Source organism: Ruegeria sp. BG6, assembly GCF_056538465.1.
In genome coordinates this window covers 940924-962278 of record NZ_JBQFTB010000001.1, presented here as the reverse complement: position 1 = coordinate 962278, position 21355 = coordinate 940924, and the positions used below count along the sequence as shown (strand labels likewise).

Sequence of the window (21355 nt, the reverse complement as noted above, 5' to 3'; positions counted from 1 at the left end):
ATTGTAATTCATTGTAAAGCCACACATTTTGCTAAACGATCGAAAAAGGCGCTGATGCTAAACCATTGAGATCAATGGCTGTTCAGTGAAGAAGTTAGATATTACTGGAAACCTAACATTTTGCTGGGAATGCTTCGTTGCCCGCGATTGCCGCGATCTTGTGACGTTCAAGCAGATAGGCTTCTAGTTCGTCCTTTACACCGTTGAGCACACGAAGGTCGCTGTCAGCTATGCTTCCAAGTTTCTTACGGCTCATGTGGGCAAAAGCGATTTTGACCTTTGTTTTATTCAGGCAGTTGATTGCCGTAGGGATTGAGAAGTCGCTTTGCTTTGTCTTCTGTACAGCAAACCAGCTTTTGCTGCGCCAACACCAATCTGTGCTGAACTGCTCCGCAGATTGCACAAACGAGTGCTCATGTAGTTCCGCAAATATTTGTTCCATCAATGACATTTGAAATCTCCTTAAGTCTAATACGATGACCTCTTTGCCACCGTACTTTGCTGCTGCTTCGCATCAGCAGCCGCTACAGCAAATCGTTTCGCTGCCGCTTCACATTTGCCGCATCAGCATTTTCAAGCAGAGCTATGCTTTCTGAATCTTGCTTGAAGCAATCTTTTCGAGGATGAGGCTTTTCCCAGAGCCAATAGGATCACGCCTGTTTACGGCATGATCCTATTGGCAACTTTTCCCGTCGCTGTTTTTGGCTACGCTCCCCAAACCATTTCTGGAAGAGCAGGTTTTGCTATCATCTCAATTATAGGGACATCATACGCACGCGTTGGGCTGGCGTAGCAAAGCTTGATCCAACGCGATGACGGGTACTGCAAAGCAGCGTGTCGTTCCGTCTCACAAAATTCGCACATTTCTGCGCTACAACCACTACGACAACAGTAAGCGCAGTTCTGCAATGGCAGTGCACTTTAGGCATCCTGCGCGCGATGGCAGGGTAGACTGTTGAAGCGCATTACTGACAATGCAATTGCTTACCGTCACACAGCAGAACGGATTCACAGCACGATTACGACTGGCGTGCTAACCTTGTGGTCAGTTTGTAGGGCGGGCGGCATGTGCCTTAGCCTGTTAAAGGTATTTATCATCTGCGTGCAGACGGTGCGTGATTTCCAGAGTATTTTGGCTTTTTGGGTTTTGACGGCTCTGCAACTCGCACGGGTTTGACAGGTGGCTTGGGGTCTGTTGCTGTTTCTCGCTCTTTCGCTTTGCGTCGTTGTGCCGTCGTGCCGCTTTCGTTCAATTCTGTGCTCAGTTGCTGAATGTATTGGCTCGTAAGGTCCAAGAGTGCACCTGCAATCGTCAATCGCTCCGCAATGCTGTTGCTGTGGTGTGAAGCCTGCAGGCGTTTCAGCGAGTTCTCTAGGTCATTAAATTTCATCTCGTTCTCCTGTCCGTATTTAGCTTTAGCGAGCTAAGGAGTATTGAGAGAGCAAGGGGTGTTTGAGCGGGAAAGCGTGTTAACACGCTTAATGCGAGGCAGTGAAATAGAAAAAAGCCCCAGCAATGCTGAGGCTTATTAGTTATTTGACGATGCGTAGGGTTGAACTTGGCGGGTGCGTTGTAGGTTCAGCGAGCATCAATGCCATGGGCACAATTTCACGCCAACTGCCGTCGCTGTTCCTGATGATCTCGTCAATTTCGTCTGTGTCTAAGTAGCGCCCGTTGTCCCGCAATATTTGCTGCGTTCGTGCGCGGATGGCTTTAGGGTCAGCCGCATTGAAATTGACTTTTACGCAGCGGCTCAGCATCCCTTTGTCCAGCTTGTCCAAGTAGTTTGTAGTCAAAACACAAACGATGTTGGGTGTGTTTAGAAAGGCTTTCAACGCCCGCTGTGCATCGTCAGTCAAGTTGTCCACTTCGTCAAAAATGAAATAGTGAAGTGAGCTAGCATTGCATGACACATACTTGGCTTGTGCCGTGCACGTCTTCAAAATCTCCCTGATGCTTTCAGTTTTTTGGCAAGAAACTAATTTTGGCGAGATTTCGATTTCTTCACCGCTTTTTTTCAACTCAAATTCGCGGCAAAAGATGTGTGCGTAAGTTGTCTTGCCAGTGCCGTAAGTGCCGTAAAAGCACAAAGCAGTTTTGCCACTCTCTGGGAACGGGTACCTGCCACTAAGAAGCGCATCTATTTGGTTTTCAGCGGTTTTGTTTGCAAAGACCATTTCAGCAGTAGATTGAGGTGCAGTGTTTGTCATTGTTATCGCTCCTTACGCCGCTTGCTTTTCAACTTCGTGCTTTTCATCACGGACGCGCTTATTAAAAGCGCTGCTTTGCTTGTCAGCAGTCGCTTCCTCAGCCTCGCGCTTAGCGGTTTTCTTCGCTGCCTTTGCTTTGGTGGTGTAGAGATTTGAAAGCGCGCCAGAGACAACTGTTTTGCCTGCAATGCGTTCTTTACTCACTTCGTCCTCGAAAACGACGTGCTTTACTTCAACATTGCCGCGTGCATTAAGCTTGCCAACAAGCACGACATATTGCCCTGTTGCGTCAGTCGCGTATTGCGCAATTTCATCGCATGCAATCTCTACGATGTTGTTGGCGGCATCAGCAATGCGGCGACCTTCAACGGCGCGCTGTTTTGGCGTCTTGGTATTCTTAGCAAGTGCAGCACGAATTTCTTCGATGCCGCCACGATCAGAAATGTAGCTTGCAATTGCGTTGCCTGTGCCAACTCCTTCTTGTGCTGCGCAGCTCAATACACGCGCATAGGTGTTAACGCGGCGGCTGTCAGCGTTGCCGTCGAAGAAGACAAGCTTAGTGGCGAGTTGAATGAAGGTGGGTGTTTTGGCAGTTGGAATTTTGCGGCTTTGTACTTCGCTCAGCAGCCAGTCGTATTTGTCTGCGTCAACGTCACTGCCGTCTTTAGCTTCCAAGTAAAGCGTGTAAATGGCTCCCAGCAGTTCATAAAGGCTCTCATTGGCTGTCGCATATACAGTTGTCTGCCATTCTTCGCGATCAGCTGTAAGAGTGTTAACACGCTTCTGGAATGCAGTAAGCACAGTTTCATTGAGATTAGTTGTCTTAGTCATCTTGTTTCCTTACATTTTTTAGAAATCACGCTTATCAACAAGCGATGACTAAGTTATAGCTCAGGCAGCCACTATTAACTTCATGCAGGGATTTGTAACTTCAATGGTTGTTAACGAATGAGAAGATATTTTATCTCGCCGCACCCAACTTTTGGCAGGACAGAGATACCTGCTGCATTCAAGGTCGAATCATCGCCGTATTATTGGTGGTGGCACGCGTTGACGCTAAATGAAGGGTACATTGCGGCTTGCGAGAATAGTGGCTTAGGCTTTGACCTTGTTTACAAGGATTTTGGCGACGTTCGCTACCAAGGTAATCGCCACGCAGCATTTAAAGTTTGGTGGAATGAGCGTGTTAACACGCTTGAGGACCGTGGTGCGTATTTGTTTGCAGAGCCAGTATTGCCAGGCAAATCCGTTTCGATCGTTACGGACGTTGATGTGGCGGAAGGAGCAATATCTGACCCTCAGCGTCTACTTGTGAACATCCCGCTTGATGCGCAGCGGAAGCACATTGAATGGCGCCTCAACAATATACTGAAGAAACACCTAAAGCCTGAATCTGGACGTGTTGTGAAGTCTGTGCGTAAGAGCAAGGCTCGCTACAGTTTGGAAAAGCCAGTAGTGCCAGACGCACTCAAAAAGACCTTTGACCTTTATGATGCAAAGCGAGCTGCGATAGCGCAGGGAGAAAAGATCAGCAATTTTGAGTTGGCGAAGCGTGCTAGGATCAAGGTGAAAGAGCGCGAAAAGGAAGGCGAGATCAACACTGTTGAAAACTACCGCCGCACAGTGTCCGCCACTGTTTCACGCTATATCAAGCAGGCTGAACGAATGATTGAAAATGCTGGGCAAGGTGTTTTTCCCTAGCCGCGCAGTTTCTGATTTAGATCGCTTTCTTCGCAGAAGGCAGCAGACATATTAGGCAACTATAGGAGCCATGATATGTCTGTACTATCCAAACTCACTGTCAAATCCGTCACTCGTGCCAGCAAGCAAGATCCTGTTCAACTACGCCGCCGCAAACTTGTCGCTGCAATCGAAGAGCAAGTGAATGTGGCTGCAACTGCGGTAAACGGCGAAACCTATGAGGTAACGCGCAAGACATGGATCAAGAACGAGCAGGGCGAAAAAGTGCTGGTGGACAAGCTGCGCAAAGTGCGTCCGTGGTTCTTTGAACAGGACGGTGGCTGGTACGTGCTGTGCAAATACGGAAATAAGGCGCTGACGATTGGCAATGGAAACGCTGTTTTCGTGAAAACGCTGAAGGATATTGCTGTCGCGCTGAATACGTTGAAGGCAGCGACGGAAGCTGGTGAACTGGATGAGGCAATTGGCACCGTTGTCACCAAGCGCTCGAAAAGTCGTTCATAAGCTCCAGTGGCGAAGAAAATATCCAAGTGTTTTTGGGGTAGCGCGTTGCGCTACCCTTTTTTCTTACAGCGGATTCTGGTAAGTTTTTTAGGAGGATACAGCCAAGGTGAAGCTTTTTGTCAGAAAAATTTGGGGACTTGTTTCGTGATGAACCAGAACAATGGGGATTGCGAGGCGATCCGTTTTTGTGGCGTGAAATCCGCGAAAAGCTAGCAGCGGTTGATTTGCCAAGCGATATTTCCAAAGCGCACCGCTTGTTGGAAAACACGTTTTGGGAGGCAACTGGGCAGAGCTTGGCGTTTTGCGATGATTTTTACGTCGAAAGGTTTGCGCACGGCGGCATGTCTAGTGGTTGGATTTGCGGGAAGTTTTGGCGCGAGCGAGGGGTTCCAAAAATTATTGAGCGATTGAGAGCAGAACTAGAACAATCACGGAGTAGCAATGAATAAAGACGAATACATTCTTCGCAGCCTATCAAAGATTAAGCACAAGAGATGGGAGCTATTTGTTGTTTCTAGGATTATACACGGTCTGTTGGACGAGCATGGGGATATTGAGTTTGTCTGCCAGCAGCTCGTGAGGCGTCCAGACGGGCGTCGTGCCCTCACAGATTTGTACTTTCCTCAATTTGGTGTCTTTCTTGAAATTGATGAGCCGCAGCACGCGGGTGAAAAGCACATAGAAGAGGACCGCAGCCGTACTGATGACATTGTCAGCGCTGCAAACCTAATCGAAAAACGTATTGCTGTTTATGAAGTTGACGGGGCAACAGCCAAGCCGTTGTTAACTGTTGCACGCGAAGCGGACGATTTTCTGAAAGAAGTTCTGTCACTCAAACAGGATGCGATTGCCAAAGGCGTATTTGAGCCTTGGGACTTTGAAGGACGCTACGATCCAAAACAGCATCTGGAGCGAGGGTTTTTGTCAACCGCAACAAACCCAGTATTTAGATATCAACACCATGCTTTGCGTTGCTTTGGCTACGCGAAGGGCGTCTTTCAACGAGGTGCGTGGACTTTATCTAGCGACTCTGCGCGTTCAGTTTGGTTCCCGCGACTGTACGAAACAGCCTCTTGGGATAATGAGCTAACGCCTGACGGCTTGAAGATTGTTGAACGTAAGAAGGATGGCAGCGGCGGTTACGACAAGATCACTTACGAAGAAAAGTGGAAAAGTAGGATCGTATGCGCGCGTTACAGCGATAATCTAGGTGCTGTTCTGTATAGGTTCGTTGGTGAGTTTGAACATGATCCTAAACAGAGCGATGAATTCAAGAGAGTATTCGTTCGAATTGCTGACAGCGTAGACACGATCGCGGCTAGTACGGAGTAGTGAAGCCAATGTGTAGCAGTTGCGATATTTGTAACCGCGATGCAGAAAATGTTGAGGCGATCTCAAGCGGTATCGCTCCAGTCACATACGGTATATGCGAAGAATGTGCAGAAAAAGGAGCGGAAAACATTGGCGTTGTGGAGTTCTGGTTGGCTTCATTTGGTGGACCAGAAAATGCGCCTGACTTTCGTGCAAAGCTAACAAGCTACTTTGATGGAGAGTACAAGGAGTGGCAGCAAATTAGTGACCGCTACAACCGCAACGAAAAGCAAATTCTAGCGTCATTAAATGAAGAATTTGAACTGCAGGACGATGTGAGCGGGAAGATTGAGTGAGCAGGCAGATTGTCAGCCGTTCAGTATCCGCAGCAGAGTTTCGCCTTCTATCAAGTCGTCATTCTTCGCCGCCAGCGCTTTCATCGCGATTTCTTCTGTCACCATGTAGTTCTGTCGTTCAACGCCCAAAGCCGCCAGCAGCCCAGTTTCATCTAGTTTGCCCGCTGCAAGCATTTTGAACGCCGTTTCCACCACACTGCCGCCGTTCGCTGTCACTTCCTTCTTTGGGCTTTTTCGCATATCGCGCCCGCTGTGCAATTCGGCGTTAAGCAATGGGCTGTACTTGCTGTAGTGCTTGTCCAGCATCGCTGTGCTGTTGCCCATTTGTTTGCTCAATGCGTGTGTGCTGATGCCCCGCTTCAAATCCCGCGTCGCATAGTAGTGCCGCAAACTGTAAAGAGTGCGCGATTTGCCATCAGCGCCAACTTTCAATCCCAAGTTATCCAGCAGCGCATTAAATGCGCGGTTTAAGCTCGCGATGTTTGCAACTGCGCCTAAGCGCGTCGTGAATACATGTTCGTTGGATTTGGCTGCGATGAGCTGAGCGAAGCTGTCGTAGCTGAGCGCAGGGTTCAGCTTACTTTGTCTGTCCAAGTACCCTTCCACAGTGTCTCGCGCCACTGCGCTTCTCTTTCGCGTTTTTCCGTCTACGTTCACCACCAAATAGCGCTCGCCGTCATTCTCCTGCCATTCAATGTTGCGCCAACGTAGCCGCAAAGCCTCTGTGCCGTGTCGCACGCCAGTGTTTGCCAGAAACAGCACGTAGTTTCGCAGCACTTCGCGTGTCGCGATAGCTTTCTTGTCTTTCGTCTTTTTGTGCCAGCTGCGCAGCGCGGTATAAATTTTCTTGTACTCTGCGTCCGTGAAGCTGCCTCTGCTTTCGCTTTTAACACCTTTGTTGAGCAGGGTGGGACGCATAGATTTTACGATCCAGCCGTGTAGCTCTGCTTCGTCCAAAACTCTGTTCAGCGCTGCATTGTGATTATTGATGCCGCTTTGTGAGAAAGGCTTTTTGTTCGTCTCAGTACGCCATGCATCAAAAGCAGTCAGCGCAGCCAAATCTATCTTCGCTACATCAGTGTTTCCAAAATACGGGATGAGCCAAATGCGCAGCGCTGAGAAGTAATCTTTGTAAGCTTGCTTGCCGCCACCTTCGTCAAGCTCGCGCTGCATTCGCGCCATCGCGTATTCAGTAACATGCTTGAATTTGCGGGTTTGGGCAGGCAGGTGATTTTTGATGCGCGCTTTGGTTTCGTGATACAGCTCAATCGCGCGTTCTTTTGCTTCCTCTAAGTCGTCTGTCTTTGTGCTTTTCACAACACGTTTGCCGTTGTCCAAAGTCAGCCGCACGTACCAATTTTCGCTGCCCTGGCGCTTATCCAGCTTCAGTTTTTTGTGCACATTTATAGTGGTAACGCCGTAGCTCATCGCGTGCTGCTTCGCCTAGTTGCCTGTTTTTTCTCAGTATACGGCAAAAGGTCTCAAAATGCAGTCGAATCTGCACGCGGACTGTGTACGAATTGTGCACGAAACGCAAAATACAACATCTTGTGGTTTTGGGTGCAAAAGCCGCTGTATTGTGTGGAATTTTGGAGGCGAGTACCGGAATCGAACCGGTGTACACGGATTTGCAATCCGCTGCGTCACCACTCCGCCAACTCGCCTTTTTAAGTAAAATCAATTACTTGCCGTGGTGTGAGAGGCGTTTTAACAGCTTTCGTCTGGGGCGTCCAGAGGATTGATTGCAATTTTGGCATCCGGCTTTGGAAATGCAGTCCCGCATTGTGTGCAAACCGGGCATCATCGGCAAGATTCAGTGCATGAGCCGTTGCTGGCTGGCATGGGATGTGGCACAAGCCAAACAATCAAGAGAGCAAGTGAGCGATCCAATGACAGATTTCGCAAAACGTCGCCAAACGATGGTCGATACTCAGGTCCGGCCTTCCGATGTCACCAAGTTCCCCATCATCGATGCGATGCTCAGCGTCAAACGCGAGAATTTTGTGCCGCACGCTCAGCGCGAAGCTGCTTATGTCGAAGATCTGATCGATCTTGGCGACGGGCGGTACATGACCGAACCGCGGACGCTGGCCAAGATGCTGGATGTGCTCAACATTTCCAACAACGAGGTGGTGCTGGACATCGCTCCGGCGCTTGGCTACTCGACTGCGGTTGCAGCGCGCATGGCGCAACTGGTCGTCGCTGTCGAGGAAGAGGAAAGCCTGGCCGGCGAAGCGCAAACGCTTTTGATGGAAGCTGACGCCGACAATGCCATCGTGCATGTCGGCCCTCTGGAACAGGGGGCTGCTGAACATGGGCCGTATGACGTGATCATGGTGCAGGGGGGTGTCGAACAGGTTCCGCAGGACTTGCTGGCGCAACTCAAGGATCACGGCCGGATTGCCTGCCTGTTCATGGAGGGTGAACTGGGGGCGGTGCGCATCGGTTATAAATCCGGCGGGCGTGTCACCTGGCGCCATGCGTTCAATGCCAGCGCGCCGGTTCTGAAGGCATTTTCGGCCGAAAGTGCATTTTCGCTATAGTCCGAAAGCAGATTATTTCGCTGCCTTGATTAGTTGAAAACAAAGGAGCAAACTGCCCAACGAGCAGTGTTATTTTGATTTGAGAGGACTTGGTTATGCGTGGTACGCCAACTGGTAGACTGGTCAGGGCAGCGGCCTTGACCGCCGCCATTGCCTTGAGCGCAATACCCGGCCGCGCGGTTTGGGCCGATAATCTGACCGATGCGTTCATCGGCGCGTACAATACAAGCGGTTTGCTTGAGCAGAACAGGGCGTTGTTGCGCGCGGCGGACGAAGATGTCGCCATTGCGCTATCAGCGCTGCGGCCGATCATCAACTGGGCCGTCCAGGTAAGCCAGGACTACACCCGTGCACGGACCAATAATGTGGTCACGACCAACGAACCTTCTCGGTTTTTCACGGGTCTGACGCTAAACCAACTCGTGTATGATGGCGGTGCATCGATCTTGGGGAAACAATCAGCTCAAGAAACTGTGCTGGCGACCCGACAGAGCCTGATTGATATCGAGCAGGGAGTTCTGAGCCGGGCGGCAAGTGCCTATCTGGATGTGTTGCTGCAGGAAGAGACTGTGGCCATTCGCCAGAACAACGTCGAGGTTTCGGCAGAGGAACTTCGCGCATCAAATGATCGCTTCGAGGTTGGTGAAGTCACCCGGACAGACGTGGCACTGTCCGAGGCTCAATTGGCTGGCTCACAGGCCGATCTGGCCGTTGCACGTGGCGATCTGGATATCGCGCAGGCTGAATATGTAAATGCGGTCGGTAATGCTCCCGGACGAACAGCCGGTCAGCCAAGTTTGCCCAGTCTGCCTCGCTCCGAAGCGGAAGCGATCAGCTTGGCGCAACGTAACCATCCAGCGATTCTGTCGGCGCAGCATCAGGTGCGAGCGCTGGATCTCATCGTGCAGCAACAGCGGGCAAACTTGGGTCCGAACGTTTCCCTGGATGCTGACGCCGGTGTTACAGAACGCTATGACAACAGCGATTACATCAACGATGCCAGTGTTTCGCTAACTTTCAGGCAGCCGATCTATGCCGGTGGCCGACTGGCAGCTAACGTCCGTCGGGCCATGGCGCAACGCGATGGGTCGCGCGCCAATCTGCTGAATGTTCAAAAGAACATTACGCAAGGCGTAACGAACCAGTACGCGGCTTTTCAGGCGGCCAGCGCAAGCTTGAGAGCATCAACCGAACGGGTTCGTGCGTCGCAGGTTGCTTTCGATGGTATCCGCGAAGAGGCGACCTTGGGGGCCCGGACAACATTGGATGTTCTGAACGCTCAGCAGGATCTGCTGGATGCGCAACTCGCCGAAGTCAGATCGCGCACAGAGCGAACCCGCGCAGCCTATGATTTGTTGCAGGCTCAGGGCCTTCTGACCGCAGAACGCCTTGGTCTGGCCGTGCAGATTTATGATCCGACGCTGTACTATAACCTCGTCAAAAAGGCTCCGGCACAGGTCAGCAAGCAAAGCCGTGACCTGGATCGCGTCCTCAAAGCGTTGCGTCGTGACTGACGGGCAATACTATCGGTTGTGAGGTTCGAATTGTTTGGCTACACTTATCCGTAAGGATAGAGCGGTAGAGAACAATGACGGATAATGTCGTAAAAGCAGGGATCGAGGACGTCCTGTCCTCGGTCAAACGTCTGGTCAGCGAAGAAAGCCGCAAGGTTCCCGATTTGGCGTCCAAACGCAAGCCAAGCCGGCTGGTTCTGACCGATTCCCTACGGGTCGATGATCCCGTCAGGGTTGAAAGAAAACAGGTAGCACCGGAAGGTGTTCCCGGGTGCGAAGCAGAACGCACCGCAAAACCTCTGGTGCTGAGCGCCAGTGACATCATCAAAAACGGTGAGCGTGAGCCTGCCAATACATCAGTGTTGGAAGACGGACCCAAAGCAGGGGCCGCGGACGATCTCGCGGGCAGTCTGAGCGCAAAGATCGAGGCGCTTGAGGCCGCCATAGCCCGGACCGAGGACCAGTGGGAGCCTGACGGGAATAGCGATGACGCTTATTCGGGGACACACGTCAACCCACTGAGCTGGGATGGGGCAGGCGGGTTCGGGGCTGGATCCGAGCAACTTGACGACCAGATTGACGAAACTGAAGACGAAAGCTTCTCGGCGACATTTGTACGATCTTCGCAGGCGTCACATTCTGAACGGGCAGAGCCTGAAGCAGATGATCCAGACGATTTGGATGTTCCCACATTGGACGAGGATGCATTGCGGGAATTGGTGGCCGATGTCGTCCGTCAGGAATTGCAGGGTGTTCTTGGGGAACGCATCACGCGAAATCTGCGCAAACTGGTGCGGCGGGAGATCCACCGCGCATTGTCTGCTCAGAACCTCGAATAAACTGTTACTGGCGGTTCGGCGGCGCGGCCAGGGACAGCAACAGGTCCAGATCCATGTGCTGTTCCAGATGATCCGCCAGATCATCCAGCGTCTGTTCCACACCGTCATCGTAGCTGAGGTCTGAAGCCACACCGAACTGCGCCAGATAACTGGCGCGGAACGTGTCTGACGAAAAGATGCCGTGCAGATAGCTGCCACGGATACGGCCATTTCGACTGGCAGCGCCTTCCGGGCGGCCGTCAATCTCCAGCCAGGCATGGTCGCAATCGGCCCCGTCGGTGCGTCCCATATGTATCTCGTAGCCGGTGACGGTCTCTCCGCCCGTCAGTGCCTTTGCAGTGCGCAGTCTGACGTGCTTGTCCCCGGCCATGACAGTTTCGACGTCCAGCAGGCCCAAACCGTTGACTTTGCCCGGACGACCATCGACGCCGTCCGGGTCAGAAATGGTTTTGCCCAGCATCTGATAGCCGCCGCACAGGCCCAGAACGTGGCCGCCGCGGCGGACATGCGCCATAAGGTCCACATCCCAACCCTGTGCCCGGAAATAGGCCAGGTCGCCGATGGTGGACTTGCTGCCGGGCAGCAACACAAGATCGGCATCACCGGGCAGGGCCCGCCCGGCGGGGACGATCTCGACCGTCACGCCGGGTTCGGCCGACAAAGGATCGAGATCGTCAAAATTCGCCATGCGCTCCAGTTGCGGGACAACTACCTTGCTCGCCCCGCCACCATGAGAGCGGATGTCCATCATGTCTTCGGCGGGAAGTTTCCAGGCGTCGTGAAACCACGGAACCACGCCCAGACAGGGCCAGCCGGTCCGGGCGGCAATGTCATCGCGCCCTTCATCGAACAGTGAAACATCGCCCTTGAACCTGTTGACGGCGAAACCCTTGATCATTGCAAGATCGCGATCTTCCAGAACGGCCTGCGTTCCGACGATCTGGGCGATCACGCCACCGCGATGAATGTCGCCGACCAGCACCACCGGCACCCCCGTTGCGCAGGCAAACCCCATGTTGGCAATGTCGCCCTTTCTCAGATTGGTTTCAGCCGGGCTGCCCGCACCTTCGATAAGCACCAGATCGGCGTCGCTGCATAACCGGTCAAAGCTTTGCAGCGCGGCGCCCAGTAGTTTGGATTTGTCTTTGCGATAGTCGCCAGCCTTCATTGTTCCCGCGCGTTTGCCCTGCACGATGATTTGCGCCCCGGTATCCGTTTCCGGCTTCAGCAGGATCGGGTTCATATCCGTATGCGTCGGTCGTTTTGCAGCCATCGCCTGCAACGCCTGAGCGCGCCCGATCTCGCCGCCGTTCTCGGTCACGGCCGCATTGTTTGACATGTTCTGCGGCTTGAAGGGAGCAACCTTCAGCCCGCGCTTTGTGAAGGCCCGCGCCAGACCGGCGACCAGAACCGACTTGCCAACATTGCTGCCGGTTCCCTGAATCATGATGGCGCAAACCATGGGCGTCTCCTATACGTTGAGGCGCAGATGACCTGATTTGAGGCCAAAGGGAAAGCCCGGATGAACACGCCCGCGCATCTTTTGATCGGTGCGGCCGCAGTTGCGCGACCAGCCCGGGGCCGAACCTTGTCGGCGGCGCTGCTGGGGTCTCTGCTGCCGGATTTGTCGCTCTATCTTATGGCTGGCGTGTCGCTGTTTGTTCTGGGCATTCCTGAACAAGTGGTTTTCGGCCAACTCTATTTTTCGAAATCATGGCAAACGGTCTTTGCCATCGACAATTCCTTCTTTCTGTGGGGGGCGATGTTGCTGATCGGTATCTGGCGCGGCTGGCGCTTACTGATCGTAGCCACCCTGGCCGCGCTATTGCATGTGACGATGGATTTCCTGCTGCACGCAGGGGATGGTCGCCCGCACCTCTGGCCCCTGACGGACTGGGTGTTGATAGCCCGGTCAGCTATTGGGACAGCACACATCACGCGCTATGGGTCACGCCTGTGTCCGTCGCGGTCTGTGCAGGTTCATACCTGCTGTTGTGGCAAAGAGGGTTGTCGGTTTCAGCCAAGCTGTTCTTTGCGGCAATGCTGGCAGCCGAGATCTGGGTCGCGCGCCAGTGGCTTTTGTTCTTCTGAAGCGTCCAAAAGAAAAACGCGCCCGTAGTTGGGGGCGCGTTTTTTCACCGGAAGACGCCGTTGATCAGGCGGCTTCAGCTTGCTGTGCGGCGTTGCGACGCTCGCTTTCTTCACGCGACAGCGCGACCGAAGTGCGCACGCCACGGCCAACGAACTCCATCAGTCCGCTGACGACCCGCTCGTTGGGGTCGATACCCGCGCAGGACAGCACTTCGCGACCATCGCGCGAACGGGCCCAGCGGGCGATTTGTTCCGGGCCGTTGCCGTATTTCTTGTCATCGGCAATGGCATCGTCCAAAGCAGCCAAAACAACGGCTGCAAAAAGTTTGCGAGCACGATTGCCTTGCTCGTTGTTAAAGGCAGTGCCGTCAACGAAATCTCTCATCTCGTCAATCCTTGTTGTTCTTGCTCTTGCATTTTCGGCGTGGCGGCTCTTATGACCTATTAGGTGCGATTCGGATACACTTAAAATGCATGGTTGCGTTGCGTCATGTGCATGGCTTGCTGCAAGTGCAGCACTAGGTGTCGTTGTCTTGTCAGGTGTGGTCACGCCAGATATAGGGACGGGAACTGACGCATCAACCGTTTGTGAAGGATTTATGTAATGCCCAAGATAAATGGGAACGAAATTCGCCCCGGCAATGTGCTTGAGCATAACGACGGGCTTTGGGCCGCGGTCAAAGTTGACCACGTAAAGCCCGGTAAAGGTGGTGCTTTTGCCCAGGTCGAACTGCGTAACCTGCGCAACGGCTCGAAGTTGAACGAGCGATTCCGCTCGGCGGACAAGGTCGAACGCGTCCGCCTTGAGCAGAAAGATCAGCAGTTCCTGTACGAATCCGATGGCATGCTGGTGTTCATGGATTCCGAAACCTATGAGCAGATCGAACTGCCTGCCGATCTGCTGGGCGAGCGCCGCCCGTTTCTGCAGGACGGCATGACAATTGTTGTCGAATTTTATGAAAGCGAAGCATTGAACGCCACGCTGCCGCAAAAAGTGACCTGCAAAATTGTCGAGACCGAGCCGGTCGTCAAAGGCCAGACCGCCGCGAATTCGTTCAAGCCGGCCATTCTGGACAACGGTGTCAAGGTCATGGTGCCGCCCTTCATCGGGCAGGACGAAATGATCGTGGTGAACACCGAAACCATGGAATATTCCGAGCGCGCATAACGCGCCCCTTGTTCGAAAAGTGAAAAACCGCGCGGTTCCGTACTGCGCGGTCTTTTACCTACTTCTTTCGATCTGCCGATAGCGCTCGGGGTGGGGGCCGAAAAGCTCGAGCATGAGTTCGTATTTGATGCGGTTTGCACTGACCTGCCGGTAGAACGCGATCAGGAACGCGGTGGGGCCCTGAATTCGGCCAAGCCCGCTCGTGGCCGCGACGACCGTCCCGACATCCGTTTTGCCGTTCAGCACCAGATAGCCGCCCAGCATCAGCACGCCGACAGTTCCGGCCCCATTAATTACGCTAAGCAGAAACTTGGCGGACAGCTTCCAGAGGAACATTCTGCGCCGGGTCTCATAAATATCATTGAACAAGGCGTCGACCTCTTTCGAGACTGCGTCGATCTCCTCGATGGTCAGCTTGTCGGTTGCGCCTCGCAGGATATGAACTCGCTCGGCGACAAAGACGTTCACCTTACGCTGCGAGATCAGCACGATGATGATTTGCGGGACGATCATCGAAAAGGCGATCATTCCCAGACCCGGTTGGGTCGAAGAGATATAACCGATCACGCTGATCAGGGTTCCGATCTGAACCACGGGGTCTGAAAACGCGCCGCCGGCGAATTTACCCAGTTCTTCGGCTTCGGCGGAAATGGCGGTGGTCATGGTTCCCTTGCGAACATCCTCGCCTGCCGCCTTTACATCCGAGGCCCGCACCAGCAACCGCTGGCGGATCATGCGGATCATGTCCTCGCCCAGTGTTCCGGCGCGAAACCCCAAAAGCCATTTCAGCGCGAGGCTGAGCAGAATGACGGACATCATTCCCGTGCCCAGATAAATCAGCTTTTCCGTCGTGACATCGTCCGAGGTGAGGTGGTTGATGATATCGCGCTGAAACTCAAGCGGAACTGCCGCCAGACCTGCGATTGCAATGGACAAAACGATTAGGAAGATCTGCCGCCCGGCGCTGGCACGCCAGATCGCTCTGTATAGCTGAAACATTGAAGCATCCGGTTTGCTGAACTCAAACCAGTGTGACAGCGCGGGTGGCCATGTTCAAAGGGCATGGCAGAGTTCCTGGGCGCAGTCGTGCCGCTTTGGCAACATGTTAAGGGGCCAATGTAACCTTCGCGTCTTCGGCTGTCATGTCGTCCCCGGCGCGGTCCAGGCGCAGGTAGGCGATCCCAAGGCCATTGGACTGGGTGAAAAGGGTCCCGGCAGGTTTTCCGCCCGAGGTAATCGGGGTTCCAACCGGTGCAATGCCAACAATGCGCACCCCGCGCAGACCCTTGCGCAGTTCGGTCTTGTGCTTCATGCGGGCCGTGACTTCCTGCCCGACATAGCAGCCTTTCTTGAAATCCACGCCGTTCAGCGCTTCGAACCCGGCTTCAAGGATAAAAGTGTCGGGTGTCAGTTCGACCCCGGTTTCCGGAACGCAGTGCCGCACCCTTATCGCGTCCCAGTCGGTGCCATCATCGCCTTCCGCCGCCGATGTATAGGCACGCCAGCCCAATTCGGGATGGCGCGGGTCGGGCAGGGCGCCTTCGGGTGCAGGCCCGGTTCCGCGTTGCACATTGAAATCGCTGTTTTCGATGGTCACATCGGCGCGCAGTTTGTACATGCCCAGCCGTTTGGCCACCCCGTCCGCCAATTCTTCGGCAACGTCCAGCAAAATGGCATCCCCGTCCCGTTTCAGAAAGAAATCGGCCAGATATTTGCCCTGCGGCGTCAGCAATGCAGCGTAGACGAGGCCATGGGCCAGCTTGTTGACGTCATTCGTGACCAGCCCCTGCAAAAAGCTGTCAGTGTCCTTACCGGAAAGGCGCAAAATGCGGCGATTGGGCATGGGGTGGTCCTCGTCATTTCCTTGGGCTCCGTGATATAGGAGTTTCCGTGACCATGACCAGAGGTTAACGGACGTGCCCGCGCCAATCAGCATCGTGATCCCGACCCTGAACGCTGCTGGCTCGCTGCCCGGAACCTTGCAGTCGCTGATGGAGGGGGTGCAGGCGGGTCTTATCCGCGAGTTAGTGATTACCGATGGAGGGTCAACGGATGAGACGTTGGCCATGGCGGACGAGGCCGGAGCCAGGATCGTTGAAGGCGCGCCTTCGCGCGGTGGACAATTGCGGCGCGGATGCCAGGCGGCTCCGGCTGAGTGGTTGATGATTTTGCACGCGGATACGGTCCTGCAAAATGGGTGGAGCGACGCGGTGGCCTCACATCTGGAAACCGGTGCACCGGCTGCGTTTCTGTTGCAGTTTCAGGCCAGGGGGATTGCGCCCCGATGGGTCGCCGGCTGGGCCAACCTGCGCAGCCGCCTGTTTGGCTTGCCCTACGGCGATCAGGGGTTGCTGGTGCCGCGCAAGACCTATCTTGCAGCTGGCGGCTATAAGGATCAGCCTTTGATGGAGGATGTCGCGCTGGTCCGGGCGTTGCCGCGCGTGCGCATCCTGCCCGTGCGTGCCGTTACGAGCGCGGAGCGCTATGAGCGTTTGGGCTGGCTGCGTCGGGGAGGGCGGAACCTGTGGCTGGTGTTTCGCTATTTTCTGGGGGCCGATCCGGAACAACTGGCACAGCAGTATCGGCGTTGAATGCGGTGCGCAGTTCGACCAGCGATTTGCCCAGCCGGAACGGAGCGGCGAAACTGACCAGGCACAAAGCGACGATCTGCAGAACCAGAATATGCGCGTTGGCCTGCAGGTATTCCCATTCATCCTTCAGCTTGCCGACCTGTTCGATCAGGTCATCATAGCTTTGCGCCAGAATAAGATAGTCCCCGGCGATTGCAGGCACTTTGCGACGCATGTTGTCGATTGCGGTCTGGGTTTTTTCATCCAACGAGGTGAAGACAAGAAACTGGTCGATGTTGAAAGCGTCGGCCGTGGCGGCCATGTCGCGCATTTCGTCCACGTCGTCCTTGGCCCCGGTTCCGAACAGAAAATGCAGACCTTGTAGCGGCGCTACCTCGTTCGTGACGGCAATGAACAGGGGTAGATCGGCATTGCTGGCGGTTGAGGCCGACAGGAACTCGACCTTGTCGCACAAAACTGCTGTATCCGGGTCATAGGCCGGGTCGCAGAACCGCAGCCGGAACCGCGCTGCATCGCGGTCAAAGGCCAGCGTTGCTGCATAGGCCACGTCGATCTGCCGGTCCAGCCGAGAACTGTCCGAGGTATAAAGGCCCGCCAGCACCGCCACCAGCGCGCCGATGCCGCCCAGCACGACCCAGACCAAGTCGGCAAGTTTCCAGGCCCGGTGCCCGGCCGGCTTGCGAAACAAAAATGCCGTTCCGACCGAACCCACCAGAAAGAACAGGATCAGCAGTGGCAGCTGGTTTTCCGTAATGAACGTCATGGGTTCAAAGTGTACGGACTGCCGTCCGGCTGGCAACAGTGTTCACGGGCAGTTGTACCGATTGGGATGGGTCGCCATTCGGCAAATGTTAAGACCCCGAACTCTGCCCGAATTTCCGAAAGAGTTTCGTGCGGTCGAAGGCCTGTTCCAGCTCGTCGGTCCGCGCTTTCACCGAATCCCACAGACGTTCTTGCGCTTCGGCAATGGCGCATTCCATCAAAACCAGAATGGCGGCCATCGAGTCCCACGCTGACGGTACCGAAATGCGTGCGCTGAACGTGTGCTTGGCCAGCCTGTGAATAGGTGAGCGCCATTGGTCAGTGAACAGCACAATTTCCGCCTCACGCTCATGGCAGAGCTGCCCGATCAGCAAGGTCGAGTTTTCATACCGCCGGACATCCAGCGCGATCAGAACATCCCCTTTACGCACGTCCAGCAGGTCATGTGTCCATGAGGCGGCCACAGGCAGCAATCTGACATCCGGCCGGATCATTTGCAGGTGCAGGTAGAGATACTGCGCCAGAGTGCCGGTTATTCTTCCTCCAGTCAGGAAAATGCGCCGGTCCGGGTCGCACAGCAACCGGCAGAAACTGTCAAATTCCGCCGGATCCACTTCATCGATCGTGCGTTTCTGGTTTTCCAGCGTTCGCCCGGAGTAGCGATTCAGGATGTGTTCCTCGGGCAGATCGTTCTGCCAGAGATCGCGCTTGGCCTCGGGCCCCGAGATCATCTCTTTAACCTCGTGGCGCAGCGCCGCCTGAAACTGCGGGTAACCGTCAAACCCGGTTTTCTGCAACATGCGCGCGACTGTCGTGGTGGAAACCCCCGCCGTGCTGGCCAGTTCTGTTATGCTGCCCAAACCGGCCATCGGATAGTCATCCAGCAACACGCTGACCAGTTGCCTTTCGGATGGGGTCAGCTTGTCCCGGTGTGTCAGCAGCCTGTCCGTTACCCGCACGGTTGGACCCTCCTGTTTGATGACGTTGACTGTGATGTGAATATTTTTTCACTGCAATCAAGGTTGGAGAAACTTGTACAGGAAAAATATTGACAGGTGAATGTCCGATGTGGAATTTTTTCCACACGCCCAATCTGGGGCGCTTTCTGGAATCACGGGATTGCACATTGGACTACGGACCGGTCGTTCATATCGAAGCGAAAAACGATGCTCCCGCCGTGGTTGTGGTGTGCGAGCATGCGTCGAACCGTGTTCCCGAAGCGCTGGGAGATCTGGGGTTGCCCGCTGCGGCACTGGAAGGCCACATCGCGTGGGATCCGGGGGCGTTGGCGGTAGCCCGGCTGATCGCGGCGGACCTGTCTGCGGTATTGGTTCATGGAGGGGTGTCCCGGCTTGTCTATGATTGCAACCGCCCGCCCGAAGCGGTCGGGGCAATGGTGGTGAAAAGCGAAGATATCCGAATCCCCGCCAACGCCGATCTGACCCCGCAGCAGCGGCAGGACAGAATAGACAATGTTTACAGGCCCTTTTGCACCGGCTTGTCCGATCAGATTCAATCGCATCACAACACATTGCAGCTGATGGTTACGGTCCACAGTTTCACGCCGGTCTATCACGGCAAGCCCCGATCGGTAGAGCTGGGGTTGCTGCATGGCGAAGATGACCGGTTTGCGCAGGCCATGATGGCATCTGCACCTGTTGATCTGAAGTTTGAAACCCGCCTGAACGAGCCGTACTCGGCCGCGGACGGCGTAGCGCATACGCTGGATGCGCAGGCGAAGCCCAATGGGCTTTTGAATGTGATGATCGAGATCCGGAATGATCTGATCCGAACGGAGGATCAGCAAAAGGCGATGGCGGCGTGTCTTGTGCCATGGATCAGCCGCACGTTGAACGATTTCGGGGAAAGGACGGAAATGTGATCCGGGCGATGGAGATATATGTGCGGGTTATCGACGCGGTCAATCACAGGGTTGGCCGCGTGATGATGTGGGGGTTGTTCGCCATGATGGCGATCCTGCTGTGGTCTTCAATCTCGAAAACCTTTTTTGTTCCGTCGCTCTGGACCCTGGAAATGGCGCAGTTCGCGATGGTTGCCTACTACATGCTTGGCGGGCCGTACTCGATCCAGATGGGGTCAAATGTGCGAATGGATCTGCTGTACGGAGAATGGTCTCATCGGCGCAAGGCGTGGACTGACGCGTTTACCGTCATGTTCCTTATTGTCTATCTGATCATCCTGTTGTGGGGCGGCTGGGACAGCTTGATGTACTCGTTCCAATACGGAGGAGAGCGCAGCGCAACCATCTGGCGGCCGTATCTGTGGCCAGTCAAACTGATCATGGTTGTCGGCATCTTCCTGATGCTTTTGCAGGCCATTTCCGAGTTCTTCAAAGACATCCTGCGCCTTTGCGGCCACGACATCCCCCGAGAGGTAATCTGATGTCCTACGAGATGATTGCCTTGCTGATGTTCGCATCAATGATGTTGATGCTGCTGACAGGTCAGCGGGTGTTTGGCGCGATCGGCTTTGTCGCTGTGGTGTCTGCCTTGTTCCTGTGGGGGGACCGGGGCGGTTATGATCTTGGGTTCGCGGCTGCGATCAAGGTTATGAAGTGGTATCCGCTGCTGACGCTGCCGATGTTCATTTTTATGGGATACATCCTGTCGGAAAGCCGGATCGCGGATGATCTGTACAAGATGTTCCATGTCTGGATGGGCGGACTGTCGGGCGGGCTGGCGGTCGGAACCATCGGGCTGATGGTACTGATTTCGGCGATGAACGGGCTTTCCGTTGCGGGCATGGCCATCGGGGCCACGATCGCTCTGCCGGAACTGCTGCGGCGAAACTACGACAAACGCATGGTCACCGGGGTGATCCAGGCAGGGTCATCATTAGGAATTCTGGTGCCGCCATCTGTTGTTCTGGTTCTCTATGCCATGATTGCACGTCAGCCGGTTGGTCAACTTTGGCTGGCCGGGGTTCTTCCTGGCCTGATGATGGCCGCCATGTTCATCATCTATATCATCATCCGGTGCCGGATCACCCCGTCGCTGGGCCCGGTTCTGCCAGCCGAAGAACGCGATATTCCACTGAGAGAGAAGCTGCGCCTTCTGCAGGCCGGATTACTGCCGGTCGGGATTTTCATGGTGATGATGGTCCCCTTCGTGAACGGCTGGACTTCGCTGGTTGAATCTTCGGCCATTGGTGCGATCACAGCGCTGCTGGCGGCAGCGCTGAAAGGGCGCCTGACCCGTGAAGTGTTTGAGAACTCGATGCGGCATACGCTGGGAATATCCTGCATGTTCATGTGGATCATTCTGGCGGCATTGGCATTTGGTGCCGTGTTCGACGGGCTGGGTGCGGTCAAGGCCATCGAAAGCCTGTTCACCGAAAAGCTGGGGCTGTCCCCTTGGATGATCCTTGTCCTGATGCAGCTCAGCTTTATCCTGATGGGCACGTTCCTGGACGACACCGCGATGCTGGTGATCGTGGCCCCGCTATATGTGCCGCTGGTCGGAGAGCTGGGCTTTGATCTGATCTGGTACGGCGTTCTCTACACCATCACCACGCAGATCGCGTATATGACGCCGCCGTTTGGCTATAACCTGTTCCTGATGCGGGCGATGGCCCCGCCCGAAATTTCGTTGCGCGACATTTACGGCTCGATCATTCCTTTTGTTCTGGTGATGGCCTGCGCCTTGGCCATGATCATCATCTTCCCCGAAATCGCGCTTTGGCTGCCGAATTATGTCTATGGAAAATAAGTCAGAAGACCCCGCAAAGGGGCGAAACTCAGTTCG

Annotated in this window: 24 protein-coding genes and 1 tRNA gene; 14 read left to right on the top strand and 11 right to left on the bottom strand. The window is 54.6% G+C overall.

Annotated features, from left to right (window positions below; all coding sequences use genetic code 11):
- Window positions 1–112 precede the first annotated feature (112 nt).
- The 4 genes from ACR0JW_RS04810 to ACR0JW_RS04795 all read right to left on the bottom strand — a co-directional run bounded on the left by ACR0JW_RS04810 (window position 113) and on the right by ACR0JW_RS04795 (window position 3042).
- Complete coding sequence (locus ACR0JW_RS04810; RefSeq protein WP_170741129.1) at window positions 113–451, bottom strand: DUF6626 family protein; 339 nt, start codon at window positions 449–451, stop codon at window positions 113–115.
- A 643-nt stretch (window positions 452–1094) separates the two neighbouring features.
- The gene (locus ACR0JW_RS04805) at window positions 1095–1391 is read right to left on the bottom strand and encodes a hypothetical protein (protein ID WP_480713620.1); all 297 of its coding nucleotides are present in this window, start codon (window positions 1389–1391) and stop codon (window positions 1095–1097) included.
- 142 nt (window positions 1392–1533) lie between these two features.
- Entirely contained in the window at window positions 1534–2211 is a 678-nt protein-coding gene (locus tag ACR0JW_RS04800; protein WP_170816640.1) for an ATP-binding protein, read from the bottom strand.
- Between the two features lie 12 nt (window positions 2212–2223).
- Window positions 2224–3042 carry a hypothetical protein gene (locus tag ACR0JW_RS04795; protein ID WP_170816639.1) on the bottom strand — a complete coding sequence of 273 codons (819 nt, stop codon included), beginning with the start codon at window positions 3040–3042 and terminating at the stop codon, window positions 2224–2226.
- Between the two features lie 117 nt (window positions 3043–3159).
- Here ACR0JW_RS04795 and ACR0JW_RS04790 point away from each other — a divergent pair, with 117 nt between their 5' ends.
- The 5 genes from ACR0JW_RS04790 to ACR0JW_RS04770 all read left to right on the top strand — a co-directional run bounded on the left by ACR0JW_RS04790 (window position 3160) and on the right by ACR0JW_RS04770 (window position 6083).
- Complete coding sequence (locus ACR0JW_RS04790; protein ID WP_170816638.1) at window positions 3160–3912, top strand: hypothetical protein; 753 nt, start codon at window positions 3160–3162, stop codon at window positions 3910–3912.
- Window positions 3913–3987: 75 nt separating this feature from the next.
- The gene (locus tag ACR0JW_RS04785) at window positions 3988–4416 is read left to right on the top strand and encodes a hypothetical protein (RefSeq protein ID WP_260025167.1); all 429 of its coding nucleotides are present in this window, start codon (window positions 3988–3990) and stop codon (window positions 4414–4416) included.
- 116 nt (window positions 4417–4532) lie between these two features.
- Complete coding sequence (locus ACR0JW_RS04780; protein ID WP_170816637.1) at window positions 4533–4865, top strand: hypothetical protein; 333 nt, start codon at window positions 4533–4535, stop codon at window positions 4863–4865.
- Window positions 4858–5748, top strand: coding sequence for an AbaSI family restriction endonuclease (locus ACR0JW_RS04775; RefSeq protein WP_170816636.1), 891 nt, complete (start codon window positions 4858–4860; stop codon window positions 5746–5748). The genes ACR0JW_RS04780 and ACR0JW_RS04775 overlap by 8 nt, the downstream gene beginning before the upstream one ends.
- A gap of 8 nt (window positions 5749–5756) precedes the next feature.
- Window positions 5757–6083, top strand: a complete 327-nt coding sequence (locus ACR0JW_RS04770; RefSeq protein ID WP_170816635.1) for a hypothetical protein — start codon at window positions 5757–5759, stop codon at window positions 6081–6083.
- A gap of 12 nt (window positions 6084–6095) precedes the next feature.
- Here ACR0JW_RS04770 and ACR0JW_RS04765 read toward each other — a convergent pair whose 3' ends face one another.
- Both ACR0JW_RS04765 and ACR0JW_RS04760 read right to left on the bottom strand, forming a co-directional pair.
- Window positions 6096–7511: a tyrosine-type recombinase/integrase gene (locus tag ACR0JW_RS04765; RefSeq protein WP_480713619.1), complete on the bottom strand. Its 1416-nt coding sequence runs from the start codon at window positions 7509–7511 to the stop codon at window positions 6096–6098.
- A 162-nt stretch (window positions 7512–7673) separates the two neighbouring features.
- A tRNA-Cys gene (locus ACR0JW_RS04760) sits at window positions 7674–7747 on the bottom strand.
- A gap of 225 nt (window positions 7748–7972) precedes the next feature.
- On the opposite strand from ACR0JW_RS04760, the gene ACR0JW_RS04755 reads away from it, so the two are divergent.
- The 3 genes from ACR0JW_RS04755 to ACR0JW_RS04745 all read left to right on the top strand — a co-directional run bounded on the left by ACR0JW_RS04755 (window position 7973) and on the right by ACR0JW_RS04745 (window position 10979).
- Window positions 7973–8626: a protein-L-isoaspartate O-methyltransferase family protein gene (locus ACR0JW_RS04755; RefSeq protein WP_170676264.1), complete on the top strand. Its 654-nt coding sequence runs from the start codon at window positions 7973–7975 to the stop codon at window positions 8624–8626.
- 95 nt (window positions 8627–8721) lie between these two features.
- On the top strand, window positions 8722–10140 hold the full coding sequence (locus tag ACR0JW_RS04750; protein ID WP_170676266.1) for a TolC family outer membrane protein: 1419 nt from the start codon (window positions 8722–8724) through the stop codon (window positions 10138–10140).
- Window positions 10141–10214: 74 nt separating this feature from the next.
- On the top strand, window positions 10215–10979 hold the full coding sequence (locus ACR0JW_RS04745; protein WP_170676268.1) for a hypothetical protein: 765 nt from the start codon (window positions 10215–10217) through the stop codon (window positions 10977–10979).
- Between the two features lie 4 nt (window positions 10980–10983).
- Here ACR0JW_RS04745 and ACR0JW_RS04740 read toward each other — a convergent pair whose 3' ends face one another.
- Window positions 10984–12441 carry a cobyric acid synthase gene (locus ACR0JW_RS04740; protein WP_170676270.1) on the bottom strand — a complete coding sequence of 486 codons (1458 nt, stop codon included), beginning with the start codon at window positions 12439–12441 and terminating at the stop codon, window positions 10984–10986.
- A 251-nt stretch (window positions 12442–12692) separates the two neighbouring features.
- On the opposite strand from ACR0JW_RS04740, the gene ACR0JW_RS04735 reads away from it, so the two are divergent.
- On the top strand, window positions 12693–13070 hold the full coding sequence (locus tag ACR0JW_RS04735) for a hypothetical protein (protein ID WP_480713618.1): 378 nt from the start codon (window positions 12693–12695) through the stop codon (window positions 13068–13070).
- 64 nt (window positions 13071–13134) lie between these two features.
- Here the strand turns inward: ACR0JW_RS04735 and ACR0JW_RS04730 are convergent, their stop codons facing one another.
- Window positions 13135–13455 (bottom strand): DUF6280 family protein, encoded by a 321-nt coding sequence (locus tag ACR0JW_RS04730; protein ID WP_037310273.1) that lies wholly within the window; start codon window positions 13453–13455, stop codon window positions 13135–13137.
- A gap of 219 nt (window positions 13456–13674) precedes the next feature.
- On the opposite strand from ACR0JW_RS04730, the gene efp reads away from it, so the two are divergent.
- Entirely contained in the window at window positions 13675–14238 is a 564-nt protein-coding gene (efp, locus tag ACR0JW_RS04725; RefSeq protein WP_170610085.1) for an elongation factor P, read from the top strand.
- A gap of 54 nt (window positions 14239–14292) precedes the next feature.
- On the opposite strand, the gene ACR0JW_RS04720 is transcribed toward efp, so the two are convergent.
- Entirely contained in the window at window positions 14293–15237 is a 945-nt protein-coding gene (locus ACR0JW_RS04720) for an ABC transporter transmembrane domain-containing protein (protein WP_170676275.1), read from the bottom strand.
- 106 nt (window positions 15238–15343) lie between these two features.
- Window positions 15344–16081 carry a CAF17-like 4Fe-4S cluster assembly/insertion protein YgfZ gene (ygfZ, locus tag ACR0JW_RS04715; protein ID WP_170676277.1) on the bottom strand — a complete coding sequence of 246 codons (738 nt, stop codon included), beginning with the start codon at window positions 16079–16081 and terminating at the stop codon, window positions 15344–15346.
- 73 nt (window positions 16082–16154) lie between these two features.
- Between ygfZ and ACR0JW_RS04710 the strand changes: the two genes are divergently transcribed.
- Complete coding sequence (locus ACR0JW_RS04710; RefSeq protein WP_170676279.1) at window positions 16155–16829, top strand: TIGR04283 family arsenosugar biosynthesis glycosyltransferase; 675 nt, start codon at window positions 16155–16157, stop codon at window positions 16827–16829.
- 851 nt (window positions 16830–17680) lie between these two features.
- Here the strand turns inward: ACR0JW_RS04710 and ACR0JW_RS04705 are convergent.
- Window positions 17681–18550 carry a MurR/RpiR family transcriptional regulator gene (locus tag ACR0JW_RS04705; RefSeq protein WP_170676281.1) on the bottom strand — a complete coding sequence of 290 codons (870 nt, stop codon included), beginning with the start codon at window positions 18548–18550 and terminating at the stop codon, window positions 17681–17683.
- A gap of 107 nt (window positions 18551–18657) precedes the next feature.
- Between ACR0JW_RS04705 and ACR0JW_RS04700 the strand changes: the two genes are divergently transcribed.
- Genes ACR0JW_RS04700 through ACR0JW_RS04690 form a run of 3 tightly spaced genes read left to right on the top strand, consistent with a single transcriptional unit; the run spans window position 18658 to window position 21319 of the window.
- Window positions 18658–19473, top strand: coding sequence for an N-formylglutamate amidohydrolase (locus tag ACR0JW_RS04700; RefSeq protein WP_170676283.1), 816 nt, complete (start codon window positions 18658–18660; stop codon window positions 19471–19473).
- A complete protein-coding gene (locus tag ACR0JW_RS04695) occupies window positions 19470–19994 on the top strand; it encodes a TRAP transporter small permease subunit (protein ID WP_321252206.1) in 525 nt (174 codons plus the stop codon). The genes ACR0JW_RS04700 and ACR0JW_RS04695 overlap by 4 nt, the downstream gene beginning before the upstream one ends.
- On the top strand, window positions 19994–21319 hold the full coding sequence (locus ACR0JW_RS04690) for a TRAP transporter large permease subunit (RefSeq protein ID WP_170676285.1): 1326 nt from the start codon (window positions 19994–19996) through the stop codon (window positions 21317–21319). Before ACR0JW_RS04695 ends, ACR0JW_RS04690 begins: the two co-directional genes overlap by 1 nt.
- Window positions 21320–21355 lie beyond the last annotated feature (36 nt).